Origin of the sequence: Streptococcus sp. HMSC068F04, from assembly GCF_001837455.1 — a bacterium.
In the GTDB taxonomy this organism is placed as follows: Bacteria; Bacillota; Bacilli; order Lactobacillales; family Streptococcaceae; genus Streptococcus; species Streptococcus salivarius_D.
Genome location: NZ_KV832519.1, coordinates 35,694 through 50,747 on the forward strand (window position 1 = coordinate 35,694; position 15,054 = coordinate 50,747).

Sequence of the window (15,054 nt, forward strand, 5' to 3'; positions counted from 1 at the left end):
CTATGCCAGAAAAATCTTGTTCAAGTGCATTCACAACATCGCTTCAGCTAGTCATACCAATCCTTGCCATATCGCTGACTTTTATGAGAAACGAAAAAGACAATCGACAATAGCTTCAACTAAGCCACATACGATTGCCTCTATACATCGTCTCATTCGAACAATGTATTACCTAATTACGCATAACAAACTTTAGGGTTACTCCTCAATTCAAAATAGATAAAGCTCACTATACCGTATTATTGTAACACTTTGTTTCAAACAAATACCAGATGAGATGTTTTTTTGCATGCCCTTTTATGGCTCAATAGGTGTTAAAAATAAGACAGTAACCTTAGAATAGCTACTATCTACTCTCTTTTTTACTTAAAGCCTTGATAGACTTGACAAATGGTAGAAAAGAGCCTTTATTGTGAGCATAAGGGTAATTACGGGTATCGTCGCATAATCCTTGATTTGAAAATTCGTAGTTTAGTGGTGAACCATAAGAAGGTACAATGTCTGATGAAGGCTCTTGGTTTAAGTGCTCAAATTCGGCGTAAACGCAAGTATTCTTCATACCAAGGAAAGGTAGGCAAGAAAGTAGAGAATCTTCATTTAACGCCAGTTCGAAGCATCAAAACCAATGGAAAAGAGCTATACGGATGTGACAAAGTTTGCCATTCCAGCAAGCAGTCAAAATCTCTACTTTTCATAGTTTTAGATGGTTTTGATAGCGAAATCAATGCTTATAATCTTTCTATGTAATCGAACTTGATACAAGTGAAAGTTATGCTAGAACAGGCCTTCACTGAGGCACATTATGCAAATACTATTCTTCATAGTGACCAGGGCTTGCAGTGTCACACCAATATTATCATCGTTTTTAAAGGATAAAGGGATCCAACCATCTATGTTACGTAAAGGAAACAGCCCAGATAATGGTATTATGGAGTCTTTCTGAATCATTTTAAAATCGGAAATATTTTATAGCTATGAGAAGACGTTTCAGTCACTTGAGCAATCGGAACAAGCTATCAAAGATTACATTGATGACCACAACAACAAAAGCATTAAGGTAAAACTAAAAGGACGTAGTGCTGTGCAATACAGTACTACGTCCTTTTACTTAAATAAATTTTCTAACTTTTTGGGATCTAAACACAGATTTCGCTTTTTAGTTTTGTTTGAAAACATTGATGAATCAATTTGACGTGTATTAATCGGAACACCAACGATTCTAGTATTTATTGTGAATTCCTTTAGTGTAGAGACACAGCTTGTGAAGGAGTCTGCCAATGACCATTATTCCTCGTCAAAGGAGGACTTTAGTGATTCAGACATTACCATAAGTTTTTATGTTCATAGAAAATGACCTTAATGAATTTTCTTTGATGTTTTGTTATCAATTGTTTTAAATAACGAAGATGCATGTCTTGAGAATTTAGGCGTTTGACAATCATTTTGATAATCATAATGATTAGCTATGGTAAATATCCCTTTTAAAAACTAAACTTCATTTTCGGCTCGGTTTCAAGAACTTCTGGAACTTTTTTAGCAGAATCAATTGCTCTTCTAACATCTTGTTTTCTTTCTCGAGTTTTTAAATTTCAAATTGGGTATGACGAAGTGCGATTCCATGTTCTAAAAACGTTCTTTCTCCATATTTTCGTACTCTTGAGCACACAAATATGAACTATTTGGATAAGCACCTAAAGTTTGAATTAACCATTTTTATAAGCTGTTTTTCCCAAAAAATGAGTTTAACCTCAGCTAATTAATTCTTAGCTTAAATATTATGTTTAACTGTTCAGGGCTAATTTATTTTTTCTCTATTCTTTATTATTTCCAAAATAGTTGTTCAATTTTAATTATATTATCTACAACTTTTTCGGGACTTTCTGAAAGATCATTATCAATCCAGGACGAAATAATGGTCTCAAAAGATGCAGAGAAGGCTTTTACAACAATTTCATCTGAAATCATCGTATTTTTCTTAATCTTTTCTCTAATAGTAGTGTTGTTATTTATTAGATTGCAAACTAGTTGTTGAACTTTATCTTTAAATTGAACGTGAGGTGCTTTTGATATAGCTTTAAAGTGTTTATAATCATTTTTAATTAATAGTAAGGCCTTTAAAAGCATATCCTCTTTATCTAAATTTCCTTGACCTAAAATATCACAAAATCTTTGCATTGTCTCTGTTCCGATAGAATAAGCTAAATCATCCTTATCAAGAAAATGTTGATAAAATGTTCCCCTACTAATGTTTGCCCTTTGAGTTATATTGCTAATGGTTATTTTTGAGTAGTCCGTTTCAAGTAGGAGATCTATCAAAGCAACCTTAATGTTAGTAACGCTATTTGTCTTTCTTTTTTTTGTCATTTTTACCTTAATTAAACATATTGTTTGATGTTGTCATGGTCAATATATGTATAATATTATATTCTATTTGTGTGAATTATGAAAGTTATAAAGACAGTTTTATGTTCACGAAGATAATTGATGCATCGTTAATCATTTCACAAAATAATTAATGAAAGGAATAGAATTTAATGACAAAAACAAGAAAAATTTTGGGATTTATAGGGCTGGTTTTAGCAATGTTTATGGGGGCCTTAGATGCAACGATTGTTAATATTGCCCTACCAGATATTATGGAAGACTTACATACGGGATTGACCGATACAAGTTGGGTAGCAACAATCTATGTTTTAGCAATGGCTGTATTTATTATTACAGTTTCAAAACTCGCTGATATCTACGGTAGAAAATTGGTTATGCTGATTGGTGTAGTCATATTTGGTACTTTCTCATTCGCCTGTATGATGGCTGATTCATTATTACTCTTAATTATTTTTAGGCTGTTTCAAGGAATTGGAGGTGCCATATTAACTCCAATTGTTCTACCCATGGGAATCGAACTATTTGGGAAAGAGAATACCAGTCGAATTACTGCTATTATGGGGGCCTTTGGTGCCTTAGCTGCAGCAGGGGGACCGGTAATTGGTGGTTTAATTATCCATTGGACAACATATCATTGGATTTTTGGTATTAATGTCCCTATCGCTATCATTGCTTTCTTGATGATTCTGGTGGGGACAAAAGAATCATATGATTTAACTATTTCAAAGAATATTGACTGGTTAGGTATGATTTTTCTTACTTGTACTTTAGGTGGACTTACATTTGGCTTATTAGAAGGTCACGAGTATGGTTGGGGTTCACAAACCATCATAGCTAGTTTTGTTATTAGTATCGTAGGCCTATTTTTCCTTTTTTTAACCGAAAGAAAAGTAAAATCACCTATTATTGAATTAAAATTATTCAAGGAAAGTACATTCACATCTTCAAGTATTATTTATATGATTTTTGGATTTGCGATTATCGTACCTTCGTTGATTTTAAACTATTTCTTGCAAAATATTCGCAACTATTCTGCTTTACATTCGGCATATCTTATTATTCCTGCCTCTTTAGCTATCGTGGTTGGTATGCCGTTAGCAACTAGGATGTACCAAAAAATAAGTGCAAGATTACTTATTAGTATTGGATTGGTTATTACAGCAGGTGGCCTATTTATGCTTAGTCTTGTTGAGTATAATACTTCACAAAGCATCATTGTTTGTTGTAATGTGATTATTGGTTTAGGACTAGGATTTATGGCAATGGCATTAACGTCATCTGTAAAATATTTACCAGTTAATAAGGCTGGAGTCGGATCAGGTATCGTTAATGCTTCTAGGTATATTGGGCAAGCCATTGGTATGGCTCTCTTGGTTACTATTTTAAATAGCAATGTTAATGTTGCTAAAACGCAGATTAAGGAAACAGCGTATAACCAAATTGAAAAACGGGTTTTATCAACAGATGTAAAAAAAGTTGCTAATAAGGAAATTGCAAAAACTTTTGAGACGGCCAAGAATAGTAATAGTATTTCAACTAAACAAAGTAAGATGGTTAAGACAATCAAAACAGCTGCTCAAAAGACAGCTAATCTTCCAGAACCTAAAAAAGGGAGTTATTATAGAAAGATTTATGATGCGAATCAGTTATTGATCAATGGAGTTGAAACTGTTAGTTCAAGTGTCCCACAATTATCATCTAGTTTGAAAACTATATCTGGGGGACAAGTTAAAGTTGGTACAGCTATTAAATTATTAGCTCAAAAAGACGAATTAACAGCTGCTCTTAAGGTTATTGTCAAAGAAAAAAACGAGCAGTTGAGTAGGGCATTTGATAATGTCTTTATTGTAGGAGCAAGTATTGTATTGATATGCACTCCCTTGTCTCTGATGACAGAAAAGCGAAAAGATGCATAACTAAATCATTTTCCCAATTTTTAATTTGAGTGCAACAAAAATGTTTCTCTGATTAAGTGAATGTCTTTCAGGCTGTTTGAGCTACCTCAAACAGCTTTTTTGCGGACTGATAGCTAAGGATTCGACTCGTTCTATAATTGATAGCTTTTGCAAAGTCTATTGAAATTTTCATTTGTATTTTGTTCATAATCTGAATAGGTAGGGACAAAATAAACATCTAATCCTTCTATCTCACTCAATGAAGAAAATTGTTTTCCATTGTCTGCAGTGATGGGCCTAACGGGATAAAGTTTCATACACCTTAAAATTACCTTATTGAAATACTCTGCCCCCTTCTCCACGAGTTCATTGTGATAGCATAGTGTGTTTGTCGTTCTACCAAGGTCAGAATAGAATTCTCTCCTATTGTTTTTTAACAAGAACAGAGTCGTTTTCATAATCTCCAAAACGAGAACGATTATTGAATTCTTCCCCTCTTTCTTCAATTGCTTTTCCTAGGTACTTATTGGTAGAGAGACGTTTGGTAAATCAATGGACTTAATCTCTAACAATTTTTGTTTGGAGATAGTTATAGATTGCCTTGGTTGAAGGGACGATTGCACATACATGTTGGTGTTTATACGTATGTATAAAGGTATCCAGGTTATGTACTCTTTGTTTCTCTCTCATATCTTTTGTGAAATCTATCAGAAAGTCGTCCGAAACGAGTTCCTGGATAATGTTATTCTCAATTTTAAGATATCAGATGAACATGTCTTTTTTATGTATTTCATTTTATAACAGAACATAATTCATAAAATGGGGGATTAGTGAATAATTCAATATATATTTGCTAAGTTGATATCAATCTTCAATTATTTACTAACTTAATCATAAATAAAAGGTAATAAAAAAGTAAGAGTAGCTCTTGAGTTTTAGCTTTAGGTAGCTTATGGGGAATGTCAATTGTTTTTTGGTGAGAAAATTACGATTAGCGCGATACCTATAGGTTGAAAAATTTTTCTTGAAGGATGAAAAATAACTTAATAGAGGAATGTTTTGTCATAGTTGAAAGTCTATTTGAAAATAAAAAATGGCTCTTTTCACAATGGAAGGGGCCAGACTTTTATAGATAGCTTTTATTATATGGTTTTGACATACTCTTATATGTAGAAAAGTGATAGACGGTGGCTTTCAATTATTAGAGAGGAGTGATGCCTATGGGCAAACATTCAAAATCTAGTTGAGAGGAAAGCCGTTTTGACAGCGTTCGAGATTGTGCAAACCATTCTAGGCTTTGGTAGTTTTACTATCGCTTTAATTGGATTATGCTACAAACTCTTTAAAGACGATGACAAAAAATAATCCGTCCCCACTTTTGGCGAAGTAAGACGGATTATTTTCGTTTAAAACTAGCCACCGTCTTTTAAACGGCTCTACATGGAAGTTGAGTGACTGCTCAACTTCTTTTTTTCTACCACAATTTTATCAGAATAAACAATTTAAGTCAATTCGAAATATACAGATATTGATGAACTGACAGTACCAATGATAAATGAGTATATAGAAAAAGTAGTAGTCCATGAAGCAACAGGGGGAAGAAAAGGAAAAGATAGAAATCAACAAGTCGATGCTTACTTTAATTTTATAGGCAACTGTCAAGTGCTATGAAAAGCGAGCATAGAAAAAATGACTTAAAAATTGTAAAATATTATTAGTTAATTTAGACTAACTTGCAATTAGCCTTCATCTTTAAGGAATAATGTGAAATGCTAAAAGCGGAGAGAGTTTAAAATTTGTTGTTGGGAAGAGTTTTGCTGGTGAGTGATAAGAGTAACAAAAAATTTTGGGATAAATTCGCCAAGTTGTATGCTCCTTTTATGAAGAAGGATAAAGGTGTTTATGATAAAGTTTGCGGATACATAAACCCCTATTTGAGTAAGGATATGAATGTACTTGAACTTGCTTGTGGTTCAGGTCAATTATCCTTTAACCTTTCCAAATATACGAAAAGTTGGATTGCAACTGATTTTTCTAAACAAATGATTTTTGAAGCAAGAAAACATGGAGAATACGAGAACCTTGTCTTTGAAATAGCTGATGCTACTTCATTGATTTATACAGATGAGAAATTTGATTGTGTAGTAATAGCTAATGCACTTCATATTATGCCCGAGCCTGACAAGGCAATGAAAGAAATATATAGGGTATTAAAACCTAATGGTACTTTGTTTGCTCCCACTTTTTTATGGAAAGAGGAAAAACAAAGTAAATTCAAAAAACGGCTGATGTCTATTGTAGGGTTTAAGATGTATAAAGAATGGGATAAAAAGCAATTTGAAGAATTTATCCATGAATATGGATTTTCAGTAGCTGAAATGAAATTGGTAAATGGAGGACTTGCACCAGTTGGTGTAATGATTGCATATAAAAAGTAATATTAAATTATTATTTGCAAAGTAATATGAATTTAAAAGCGGTAGTGTAAAATAAGTTGTGTACACTCAAAAAGCTCTATAATCTCTACAGTGGTTTTACCCACTACAGAAATTATAGAGCCCGTAAAATGAAGGTACTTTCTTTTATTCCTGTAAGTTAGATACTTGCAGTTTATGGCAACTCCATTGGGGTTGCCTTTTTACTTATTGATTATGTAATCAAAATGAATCATTATGACTAACCTTACATAAGTACAATCTTGCCAAAAATGCTGAAATCATCCTTTTCTGACAAGGTGATAGGTGCCTCGTCAGAATTTAGCGAGTTAAGGAGAATGTCCCCATTTTCTCTATTTTGACCTACCTTCATTACGAAGAATCGACTATTTATCTGTACGATGCTAATATCCCCAGTTCGTAGAATTGAATCTTTTATGACAAATATCACTTCATCATCGAAGAAACTAGGTTCCAGGGAATCACCAGCAACCTTAAACGCAATATCATGTACCGGAATAGGCACTGGGTAGTCAAGACAGTCGACTGGTACCTCTGATAGTTCAAACCCTTGAGAACTGACTCTAGCATATATACTGACTCTTTTGGTTGGGCGCTCACCTTGTCCAAGTATTTGTTTTCTATGGTCTTTTTCTCTGATTTCTTTAGAGAGATGCTGATTATCTAATCGATTTTCTATGAAATCAACTGTAACATCCTGATTCCCCTCATCAAGCTGCTTGAACATTTCACCAACATATTCTTCCTTATTGTCGTTAAATGGTGGATAGGCATATTTACAGGGTGAGTCTGATAACCCTAATAAATAGTCTGACGTAACCCCGAATAACTCGACTAATTTTACTAGATCTTTGAATGTAGGAGCATTAGTCCCATTTTCCCACTTTCCTACTGTCTGCTGTGTTTTTCCAATCTGAACACTAAATTCTTTTTTAGTCCAGCCTCTAGCTTGCCGGAGTTTTGTTAAGCGATCAGTAAACATTTTCCCCTTTAAATTGTTACGATCTTTACACTCTATCATGTATCTTCCCTACACACATCTTCCTAAAAAAATTATAATTTTTTATAATCAAAATCATTATAGCAGTTTTAGAAACAATAAACAAATATAGAAAAATAATACTTTTAACCGTATATATACTGTATAAATTAGTATGAGCGTTATTTTATTTAATCGATAAAAAGTAAAACAAAAGCCAATGATGTGTTAAATAAAAATGGTGATAAAGTCATGTTTATTATCTATCAATCAAGAAAAATATTAAAATAATGTGAGTAAGGTATAATTTAATTATGAAATTCTCTTGATTGTTTGACACAAAAATAGTAAAATCAATTCAGAAACATAACGATTAGGCAGGTTATATATATACATGGGAAACATTATTTCAGAATTGAGACGACGAAAGAAACTCTCAAAGAAAGCGTTAGCTCATGACCTTAATGTTGATGCAGGGACTATCGATAAATGGGAAAATGGAGCTAATATTCGTATGGAAAACGTTGTAGCCTTAGCCGAATACTTTGGCGTCTCTACGGATGATATTTTAGGAACAAGGTAGCACTTATTGCAAATCTTTGGCATCTAAAATATTACGGAGCGTTTTATGATGGAGGATAAGGGAGGGACAATGACAACAGCAGCCAATAACCCTAGAAAAATTACGTTAGAAGACCTAGAAGAAAAGCTAGAATCATTCATCCATGTATTTAATGATGGTTTGTGCCGAACCATTATTGAGTATATGATTGACTCAGAAGGACCATTTGCAATTACTCGATATAAGAAGTTTGGCTCACCTTGGTTTTATCAGGCAACCAGAGATATTTCTGATAAACTTTGGAGAAAACTAATCGAAGAGGGAAAACCAGAGACTGAAGCTAAAGCCATAGCTAAAGACGTGATATCAACGTACTATCAATATATGTTATTTGATATGTTGCTTGCGGGACAAAATAAGTTAGCTTCAAAAGAAGTCCAAGTCAGAATCTCTAGTTTGATAAATAACCGGCAACAAAATGAAGTAAAAAAATTAGCCTTCATGAAAGGTTGCAGGGAATACATTCAGAATTTACCACTTAAGACACTCACCAATTACATTCCTCTTGCCGAATTGTTTAAATACGCTGGTGTCGGAGAAGTTCCAGATTTAGCGAAAATCTTCAGCTTGCTTGATTCAAGTGAAGCTGGATGTTTGAAAAAAGTCGGAGAAGTCATCCATTTTGACGATGCTGCAGTAGATGAAGTGATTGAAAAAAGATTTTTAAGGAGTTCTCAACTTCGTTTCTCTAGCGGTAAACTATTATACAACTCAGAAAGTGTTGTATTTAAGTAGATTTTAGAATTGAATATAGAATGAATAAAGGGGAAAAGGATATAAAAACATATCCTTTTTTTGTGTCTTCATAAACTAGGTGGGTGTCACTGGGTTATAGAAGGTATATGGGGTTTAGTATAATGGTTCCAAAAAATTGAAGAGAAGGAATAGACAAATGACAAGAACACCAGGTAATAAAAAATGGTTACAAAATATTGCTAAGAAAATCAATCTTCCACTTTATCCGAAGAAAAAATTTAATGGGGAAGAAGTCACTCTCATGCCTGATGGAACAGTTCGATTATCTGAAACAGGAGAAAAGCCTTCTGCAGAAGCACTGGAAGCCTATCAAGACTTCGTTAAGAAATTCAATGAAAGACTACGTCGTTTTGGAGTAAGAACAATCGATGGAAAAACAACATTGAATACTGTCTCTCGATTCTCGGACGACTATTATAAGAAGTATGCCTCGATACCATTACTAAAACAAGTATACCCAAACAATGACTTTCCTTTCCATTTGAAACATCAAGAGGATTACATCATTCAAATCAACTATAGTCAAGAAACGGACTATGAGTTAATTAGTAAGCAACTAAACCAGTTAGATAGGGATATCCTACTATTTATAGCTACTTTCCGAAATGTTCAACTACTTCAAATTTCAAGGGAATTTGGTTTACCGATTCCTAAAATCAAACCACATCTCAAACGACTCAGAGAGTTTTACTTAGTTCAAGAGTGGGAGTTCGAACGTGAAGATACTCCAGGGGCTCTTGCGACAAGTTATTCTATTTACAGTCATGGAACGATGTTGCTCTTACTAGCAAATAAGATCAGCAGAAACTTCACTTATAAATGGAAAGATATCCTTCGGGAAGAAGATAACTACTCTCCTATTCGATACTGGAAGGTCGTAGATGCTTATCAGAACTTCAAATTTAATCAAAACTATGCCTATTTTGTTCCTACGTCAAAACTGGAGAAGTTCACGTATACAGTGACTAAGACACAAGAAAAGAGTGAGGGGATAAGTCCTCTTTCTGGTATGGAGAAACGAAAATCGGAGTTACAAGCTAAAAAAGTGAGGAAGAAAGAGCGCACGTATACAGTCCATGTTCCTAGATATCTCTTTATCGGTCAGTTAGCACTCAATAAAAAGGAAGATGACGGTACACAGAATCTGTTTGATGTGTATCCTTATATCACTAACGTTGGTGATACCAGCGATCTTGATAAATTGCTCAATGTCTTTAAACACTTTGGACGTTTCGAGGATGGTTTAGATGAAGAAGGTAACAAACGTTATCTATTGATTATCGTTGATAATTTTGACGACATTCAAGAAATTGAAGATAAGTATATGCTTATTGAAAATGGTGGCTATAAGAACCTTAATAACATTATTTTCCTCAACTTAGAGCTTGCTGCAGAAGAAGGGATTGATAAGTCTCTTGTTGTTATCAGAAGTCAAAATGCAACTGATGGTGGTCGTGTGGCCAAATACATGCCTTTTAGAATGAATGAAGCGTTTAACGAGCTTCCACTAATCAAAGACGCCGAACTAGAAGAGCTAGAACAAGAAGAAGGTGATACTGATGCTTAATATCTATATTGATCCCTATGTCCTATCTTCTTTTGAAGCTTCTCCCTTTTTTCATAAGCTGACTAACTTTGCAAAATCTAAAGACCATAGAGTAGCTATTATGGGATTTAAGTCACATATTTCTTGGAATGCTCTATCGTATTTAGAAGATAAAGCTAAGATTACGATTACCCACAAACATGCAGACCTGGAGGATGAGAAAAAACAAGCAGTTCTGCTAGCTGGCTATTTAAAAAAGGATATTGAGTTAGTAACGTCTTCAACAAACCACATTACAGATATCTTCCTCTTTGATGAGCAGGCTCAGATGGATACGAACACTTTGTCTCAGCTACTCAGCAAGGTCCCTTATGTACATTACCTATCAACAGAGCATTTTTTCCACTCTCCTCACGTCAATAATTTCCCTAAGAACAGACCGTTTATTTTCAATATCCAACTTTTTCGAGACACGAGAAATATTTATTTTGCTAACAGTTTAGTAGAGGGACACGATTCTTTATTTGAGAGTCTAGCTAAAAATGATATTACCCAACAATCTTTTTTTGGCAGCAACAACTATATCTATATACCAGGTCATAATGGAAAAGAAGAAACACGTGCTAAGGTCATTATGAATGTCACAAAAATTGAAGATTTGACGGTTGATTGCATAAAACCTTTAGAGCCAATATCAGTCGCCTCAGAACCCCAACAAAGCATGAAAGAGCTGCGTTTAGACGAAATTGAAGAACGTCTAAAGCAGAAAGTGAAAAGCTTAGATACAATTAAACACAACGAAAAATCGAGTGAGGTCTTGAAAATTACTTCGGAAACCCTTACAATGATAAGGAAGGTAATGGATTGTATTGGGAGAATGGAAGATAGTTTAAATGCCAAGATGGCTGAAAAAGCTGACGACAACAATAAACTTGATTCAGATTTTGATCCATTATATGCCTTTAGGGCCCAACATGATAAATTGGGGGATGATTAAACAATAATAAAGGGTTGAAGGAGAGAAAAATGGCCGATGAAGTAATGACTAAAAAGAATATTTACTTAGTGTCAGACGTTGACAAAGCTAGAGAACTTGAGGCGTACATCGTAAGTACAAAAGATGGTATGGAGGTTTTTGGACTTATTGGCTGTGATGAACTTGAGGATTTAACAAATGCTCAACGAGCATTTGTGCAGAGCGATGAAGCGATGCAATTCAAAAGTAACTAAGCTTCATGATTGATTATAAAGCTGAGAAATCAGCTTTTTTGAGTAGAAGAAAGAATTATAAGGAATTTAGAATGAAGCTAAATATTTTCATATGGCATCTTTTATTAGCATTAGCTCTTATAGGGGGGGCGATAGCGTATCAGTACCTTTATAATAAAAAAGATACGATTTCGAAGTTCTTGAAGGATTACATAGTTCACATAATAATAGTTGTTATATTATATTCATTATTTAGTCCAATAATATTATATATATTTGGAGTATTTAAAGAGGGTAGAGCCTTACATAATTCAGATATTTTAGGCTATTATGGAGCACTTATTGGAGGTGGAGTTACTGTTTTAGGTATCTACTGGACATTTAACTATGAAAGATTGATTTCAGCAGAAGAAAGAAAAGAGACTAGTTTACCTCTCTTAAAGTTTTCTCTGCTTACCGATGAAGAGGAATCTGATAACACAAAACCATATGATCTTCATATATATAGAGGTTTAGAACTTAATTTAGAATATGATGATTTAAATAAAGAAAAAGAATTTTTGTCTGCTGAATTAACTGGATTATATAGACAAAAGAGAAATATTCTTGTTGCAAGAAATACAAATAAATATAATATGTCAAAAAGCACAAGTGAGAATTATAGAGACACTTGTAGTTATAGAGACGCTTGCTTAAATAAGAATCTTAAAAAGGTCGAAAATAAAATTAGAGAAACTTCAAAGAAGAACGATGAAATTCCAAGTAAGATATCAGAGATTCTTTTTGAGCAATTTTCTTTTCATTTAAGTGTAGAGAATATAGGTTTACAAACTGCAATATTATCCTCTATGAGTCTGCACTCAATGGATGGTATAAGTTCGAGAGTACAAATAGTGTATGAATATGACAAAGACACTACAGAGAAACCTGAAGATTTAATGAAAAAAGATGAGTCAACTAAATTAGGAATGTTTGCTGTTCCGAAAGAAACAGATACCAGTTTAAAAATTGCTTTTTGGTTTTTTGATTATAAGAGAAACTATTCAAACAAGTCTAATGATTATAGAGATTACGACAATGGGGACTACCTATTGATAGAATTCACAGATGTATACCTTAATCGTTATAGATATAAACTCCCAATCAAAATAAGAAAAGCTTTCAGTGAATATTCAGTGATCTTGGATAGTAAACAGATTTCAATTAATCCCCAAAAAATATAAACTGAATGAACTATAGAGTTAAAAAAGGAAAAACAGTTGTTTGACTATTTTGGTGGATATTATCTAGTATGGAAAATGAGATGATACTTATTGAACATCTAAAGTATATGAGGTTTGTTGTTTAGAATTATAAGTGACTCAAATAGTCATTTAAGGAACCAACATATTGTATTACTTAATCCAACTTGTAGACGGTTTAGTGGTAATAAAAGAGAACCCATAATCGTTCTTGAAACTTCAAAGAAAAAATTTTCGCAGATTATCCCGCTTCTAGCGTTATTGTTAAGTTTGACAAACTGGTTTGTTACAGTTTTCAATAGTAAAAAAAGTGATCATAGAGCACATATGTCCTTGAATTGGAAACAAGAAGGAGTACAATCTGCAACGGTAGAATTGAGTGGTGGAGTTAAAAAGATAGATATTCCGAAATTGAGAGTATATGTTACATCAGGTACTATTCAGCGCACTTATATACTTACACCTTATGTATATGATGAAGATGATAAAGTTCATCCACAATATCCCTACTTTAAAACATTTGAAGCTACTCATATTAGTCTGAAAAATGAGACAAATGGTTTATTACCATCAAATCTTCAAAATGAAGTATATTTGGTTCCTAGTCAGATTAGAGCAAACGGACCTAATGGAGATTCGGCTTTCATTTTTTATTTACTCCAAGGAGTAGATGGAAGTTATAAGATGATTATGGTTATTTATAAAGATTTGTCCAGAAGTCCTCAATTGGAGGTTCTAGATAGGGTAGATTGCCTGACATATGAAGATGATAATAACAGTTACTATATTAAGCAATTTAAAAATTGTGAAAGCTATTTGAAAGATAATAATATTACAATTGATTAGTAATTGAAAAAAGACTACCTATCGGATAGTCTTTTTATCTTTTATCATATTAGTCTGGTAGAACAAATTGAAGTTCCTTGGTTATTCAAAAAATAATTAAAGAATCTTTACTAAATAGAATATATGTAAATAAAGACTATATTTAGATAGTTGTCATTTGTCATTGCACATCTATTCGGAAAATAAGTATTTGTTGAATACACATATTAGTTATGATAAACTACTACTAACAAGAAAATTGTTAGATTTGAGGCTAATATGAAACAAGAAACACTTATGAAAAATATAAACGAGTTGCTCGAGATTATGCCTTGGTATGTTAAGGAATATTATCAAGCAAAGCTCGTTATTCCATATAGCTACAAGACGCTATATGAGTACTTAAAGGAATATAGACGATTTTTTGAATGGTTGATTAGCGATCATGAGGAACTAGGTAAAACTGTACGTTATGCAGACTATGATACGATTGCCGATGTTCATATTGATGAGCTGGCCCATTTACCAAAGTCTGTTATCGAAGGCTACTTTGTTTACCTTCGTGAAAATACTGAGCGTCGTTCAATTTCTGAAGTCAGCATTATTCGGACTAAAGATGCTCTCTCTAGTTTATTTAAGTATCTTACTCAAGAAACTGAGGATGATGAGGGTGAGCCTTATTTCTACCGAAATGTCATGGTTAAGGTGAAAATCAAGAAGCCTAAAGATACCTTGGCTAGTCGTGCAGATAACATGAAAGAAAAACTCTTTCTAAACGATACACAGTCTTTCCTAGATTATATTGACAATGAGCATGAAAAGAAAATCTCAAAACGTGCCCAGGTATCGTTTGTCAAAAATAAAGAGCGTGACCTTGCTGTCGTAGCACTTCTACTCTCAACTGGAGTCCGTTTATCTGAATTAGTCAACCTAGATATGCAAGATGTCAATCTGGCCACAAGGACGATTACAGTTATCCGAAAAGGTGGGAAAAAGGACGTTGTAAATATCGCTCCATTTGGTATCCCTTATATTGAGCGTTATTTAGAAATTAGGAAGGGACGCTACGCAGCAAGCGATTCAGATAAAGCATTCTTCTTAACGACTCAAAATAAAGTGCCTGCAAGGCTTGGAACACGT

General features: G+C 33.5%; 12 protein-coding genes and 5 pseudogenes. 14 read left to right on the forward strand and 3 right to left on the reverse strand.

All coding sequences use genetic code 11. From position 1 onward, the window contains the following. Window positions 1-196, forward strand: a pseudogene (locus tag HMPREF2571_RS10385) (IS110 family transposase); the annotation flags it as partial. A 215-nt stretch (window positions 197-411) separates the two neighbouring features. Beyond that, window positions 412-1,105: pseudogene (locus tag HMPREF2571_RS10580) on the forward strand (IS3 family transposase); the annotation flags it as partial. 716 nt (window positions 1,106-1,821) lie between these two features. On the opposite strand, the gene HMPREF2571_RS08300 reads toward HMPREF2571_RS10580, so the two are convergent. Continuing rightward, window positions 1,822-2,364, reverse strand: coding sequence for a TetR/AcrR family transcriptional regulator (locus HMPREF2571_RS08300; RefSeq protein WP_070847752.1), 543 nt, complete (start codon window positions 2,362-2,364; stop codon window positions 1,822-1,824). A 170-nt stretch (window positions 2,365-2,534) separates the two neighbouring features. On the opposite strand from HMPREF2571_RS08300, the gene HMPREF2571_RS08305 reads away from it, so the two are divergent. Next, entirely contained in the window at window positions 2,535-4,301 is a 1,767-nt protein-coding gene (locus HMPREF2571_RS08305; protein WP_070847754.1) for a DHA2 family efflux MFS transporter permease subunit, read from the forward strand. Window positions 4,302-4,368: 67 nt separating this feature from the next. Here the strand turns inward: HMPREF2571_RS08305 and HMPREF2571_RS10880 are convergent. Beyond that, a pseudogene (locus tag HMPREF2571_RS10880) lies at window positions 4,369-5,042 on the reverse strand (IS30 family transposase); the annotation flags it as partial. Window positions 5,043-5,510: 468 nt separating this feature from the next. Here HMPREF2571_RS10880 and HMPREF2571_RS10945 point away from each other — a divergent pair. The 3 genes and pseudogenes from HMPREF2571_RS10945 (at window position 5,511) to HMPREF2571_RS08315 (ending at window position 6,718) form a co-directional block, all read left to right on the forward strand. Continuing rightward, window positions 5,511-5,645 carry a putative holin-like toxin gene (locus tag HMPREF2571_RS10945; RefSeq protein WP_141760070.1) on the forward strand — a complete coding sequence of 45 codons (135 nt, stop codon included), beginning with the start codon at window positions 5,511-5,513 and terminating at the stop codon, window positions 5,643-5,645. Between the two features lie 150 nt (window positions 5,646-5,795). Beyond that, window positions 5,796-5,951, forward strand: a pseudogene (locus HMPREF2571_RS10405) (DUF4368 domain-containing protein); the annotation flags it as partial. 149 nt (window positions 5,952-6,100) lie between these two features. After that, window positions 6,101-6,718, forward strand: a complete 618-nt coding sequence (locus HMPREF2571_RS08315; RefSeq protein ID WP_002886378.1) for a class I SAM-dependent methyltransferase — start codon at window positions 6,101-6,103, stop codon at window positions 6,716-6,718. Window positions 6,719-6,962: 244 nt separating this feature from the next. Here the strand turns inward: HMPREF2571_RS08315 and HMPREF2571_RS08320 are convergent, their stop codons facing one another. Beyond that, window positions 6,963-7,757: a helix-turn-helix domain-containing protein gene (locus tag HMPREF2571_RS08320; protein WP_070847761.1), complete on the reverse strand. Its 795-nt coding sequence runs from the start codon at window positions 7,755-7,757 to the stop codon at window positions 6,963-6,965. A gap of 352 nt (window positions 7,758-8,109) precedes the next feature. On the opposite strand from HMPREF2571_RS08320, the gene HMPREF2571_RS08325 reads away from it, so the two are divergent. The 8 genes and pseudogenes from HMPREF2571_RS08325 to xerS all read left to right on the forward strand — a co-directional run. After that, complete coding sequence (locus HMPREF2571_RS08325; protein ID WP_070847764.1) at window positions 8,110-8,298, forward strand: helix-turn-helix domain-containing protein; 189 nt, start codon at window positions 8,110-8,112, stop codon at window positions 8,296-8,298. A 69-nt stretch (window positions 8,299-8,367) separates the two neighbouring features. Beyond that, window positions 8,368-9,072: a hypothetical protein gene (locus HMPREF2571_RS08330; protein ID WP_256315244.1), complete on the forward strand. Its 705-nt coding sequence runs from the start codon at window positions 8,368-8,370 to the stop codon at window positions 9,070-9,072. 157 nt (window positions 9,073-9,229) lie between these two features. Beyond that, on the forward strand, window positions 9,230-10,660 hold the full coding sequence (locus HMPREF2571_RS08335) for a hypothetical protein (protein ID WP_070847769.1): 1,431 nt from the start codon (window positions 9,230-9,232) through the stop codon (window positions 10,658-10,660). Beyond that, on the forward strand, window positions 10,653-11,636 hold the full coding sequence (locus tag HMPREF2571_RS08340) for a hypothetical protein (protein ID WP_070847772.1): 984 nt from the start codon (window positions 10,653-10,655) through the stop codon (window positions 11,634-11,636). The genes HMPREF2571_RS08335 and HMPREF2571_RS08340 overlap by 8 nt, the downstream gene beginning before the upstream one ends. Before the next feature lie 29 nt (window positions 11,637-11,665). Further along, on the forward strand, window positions 11,666-11,869 hold the full coding sequence (locus tag HMPREF2571_RS08345; RefSeq protein WP_070847775.1) for a hypothetical protein: 204 nt from the start codon (window positions 11,666-11,668) through the stop codon (window positions 11,867-11,869). A gap of 5 nt (window positions 11,870-11,874) precedes the next feature. Continuing rightward, window positions 11,875-13,071 (forward strand): hypothetical protein, encoded by a 1,197-nt coding sequence (locus HMPREF2571_RS08350; protein ID WP_141760067.1) that lies wholly within the window; start codon window positions 11,875-11,877, stop codon window positions 13,069-13,071. Window positions 13,072-13,188: 117 nt separating this feature from the next. Beyond that, complete coding sequence (locus HMPREF2571_RS08355) at window positions 13,189-13,935, forward strand: hypothetical protein (RefSeq protein ID WP_218117677.1); 747 nt, start codon at window positions 13,189-13,191, stop codon at window positions 13,933-13,935. Between the two features lie 258 nt (window positions 13,936-14,193). Continuing rightward, window positions 14,194-15,054: pseudogene (gene xerS / locus HMPREF2571_RS08360) on the forward strand (tyrosine recombinase XerS); the annotation flags it as partial.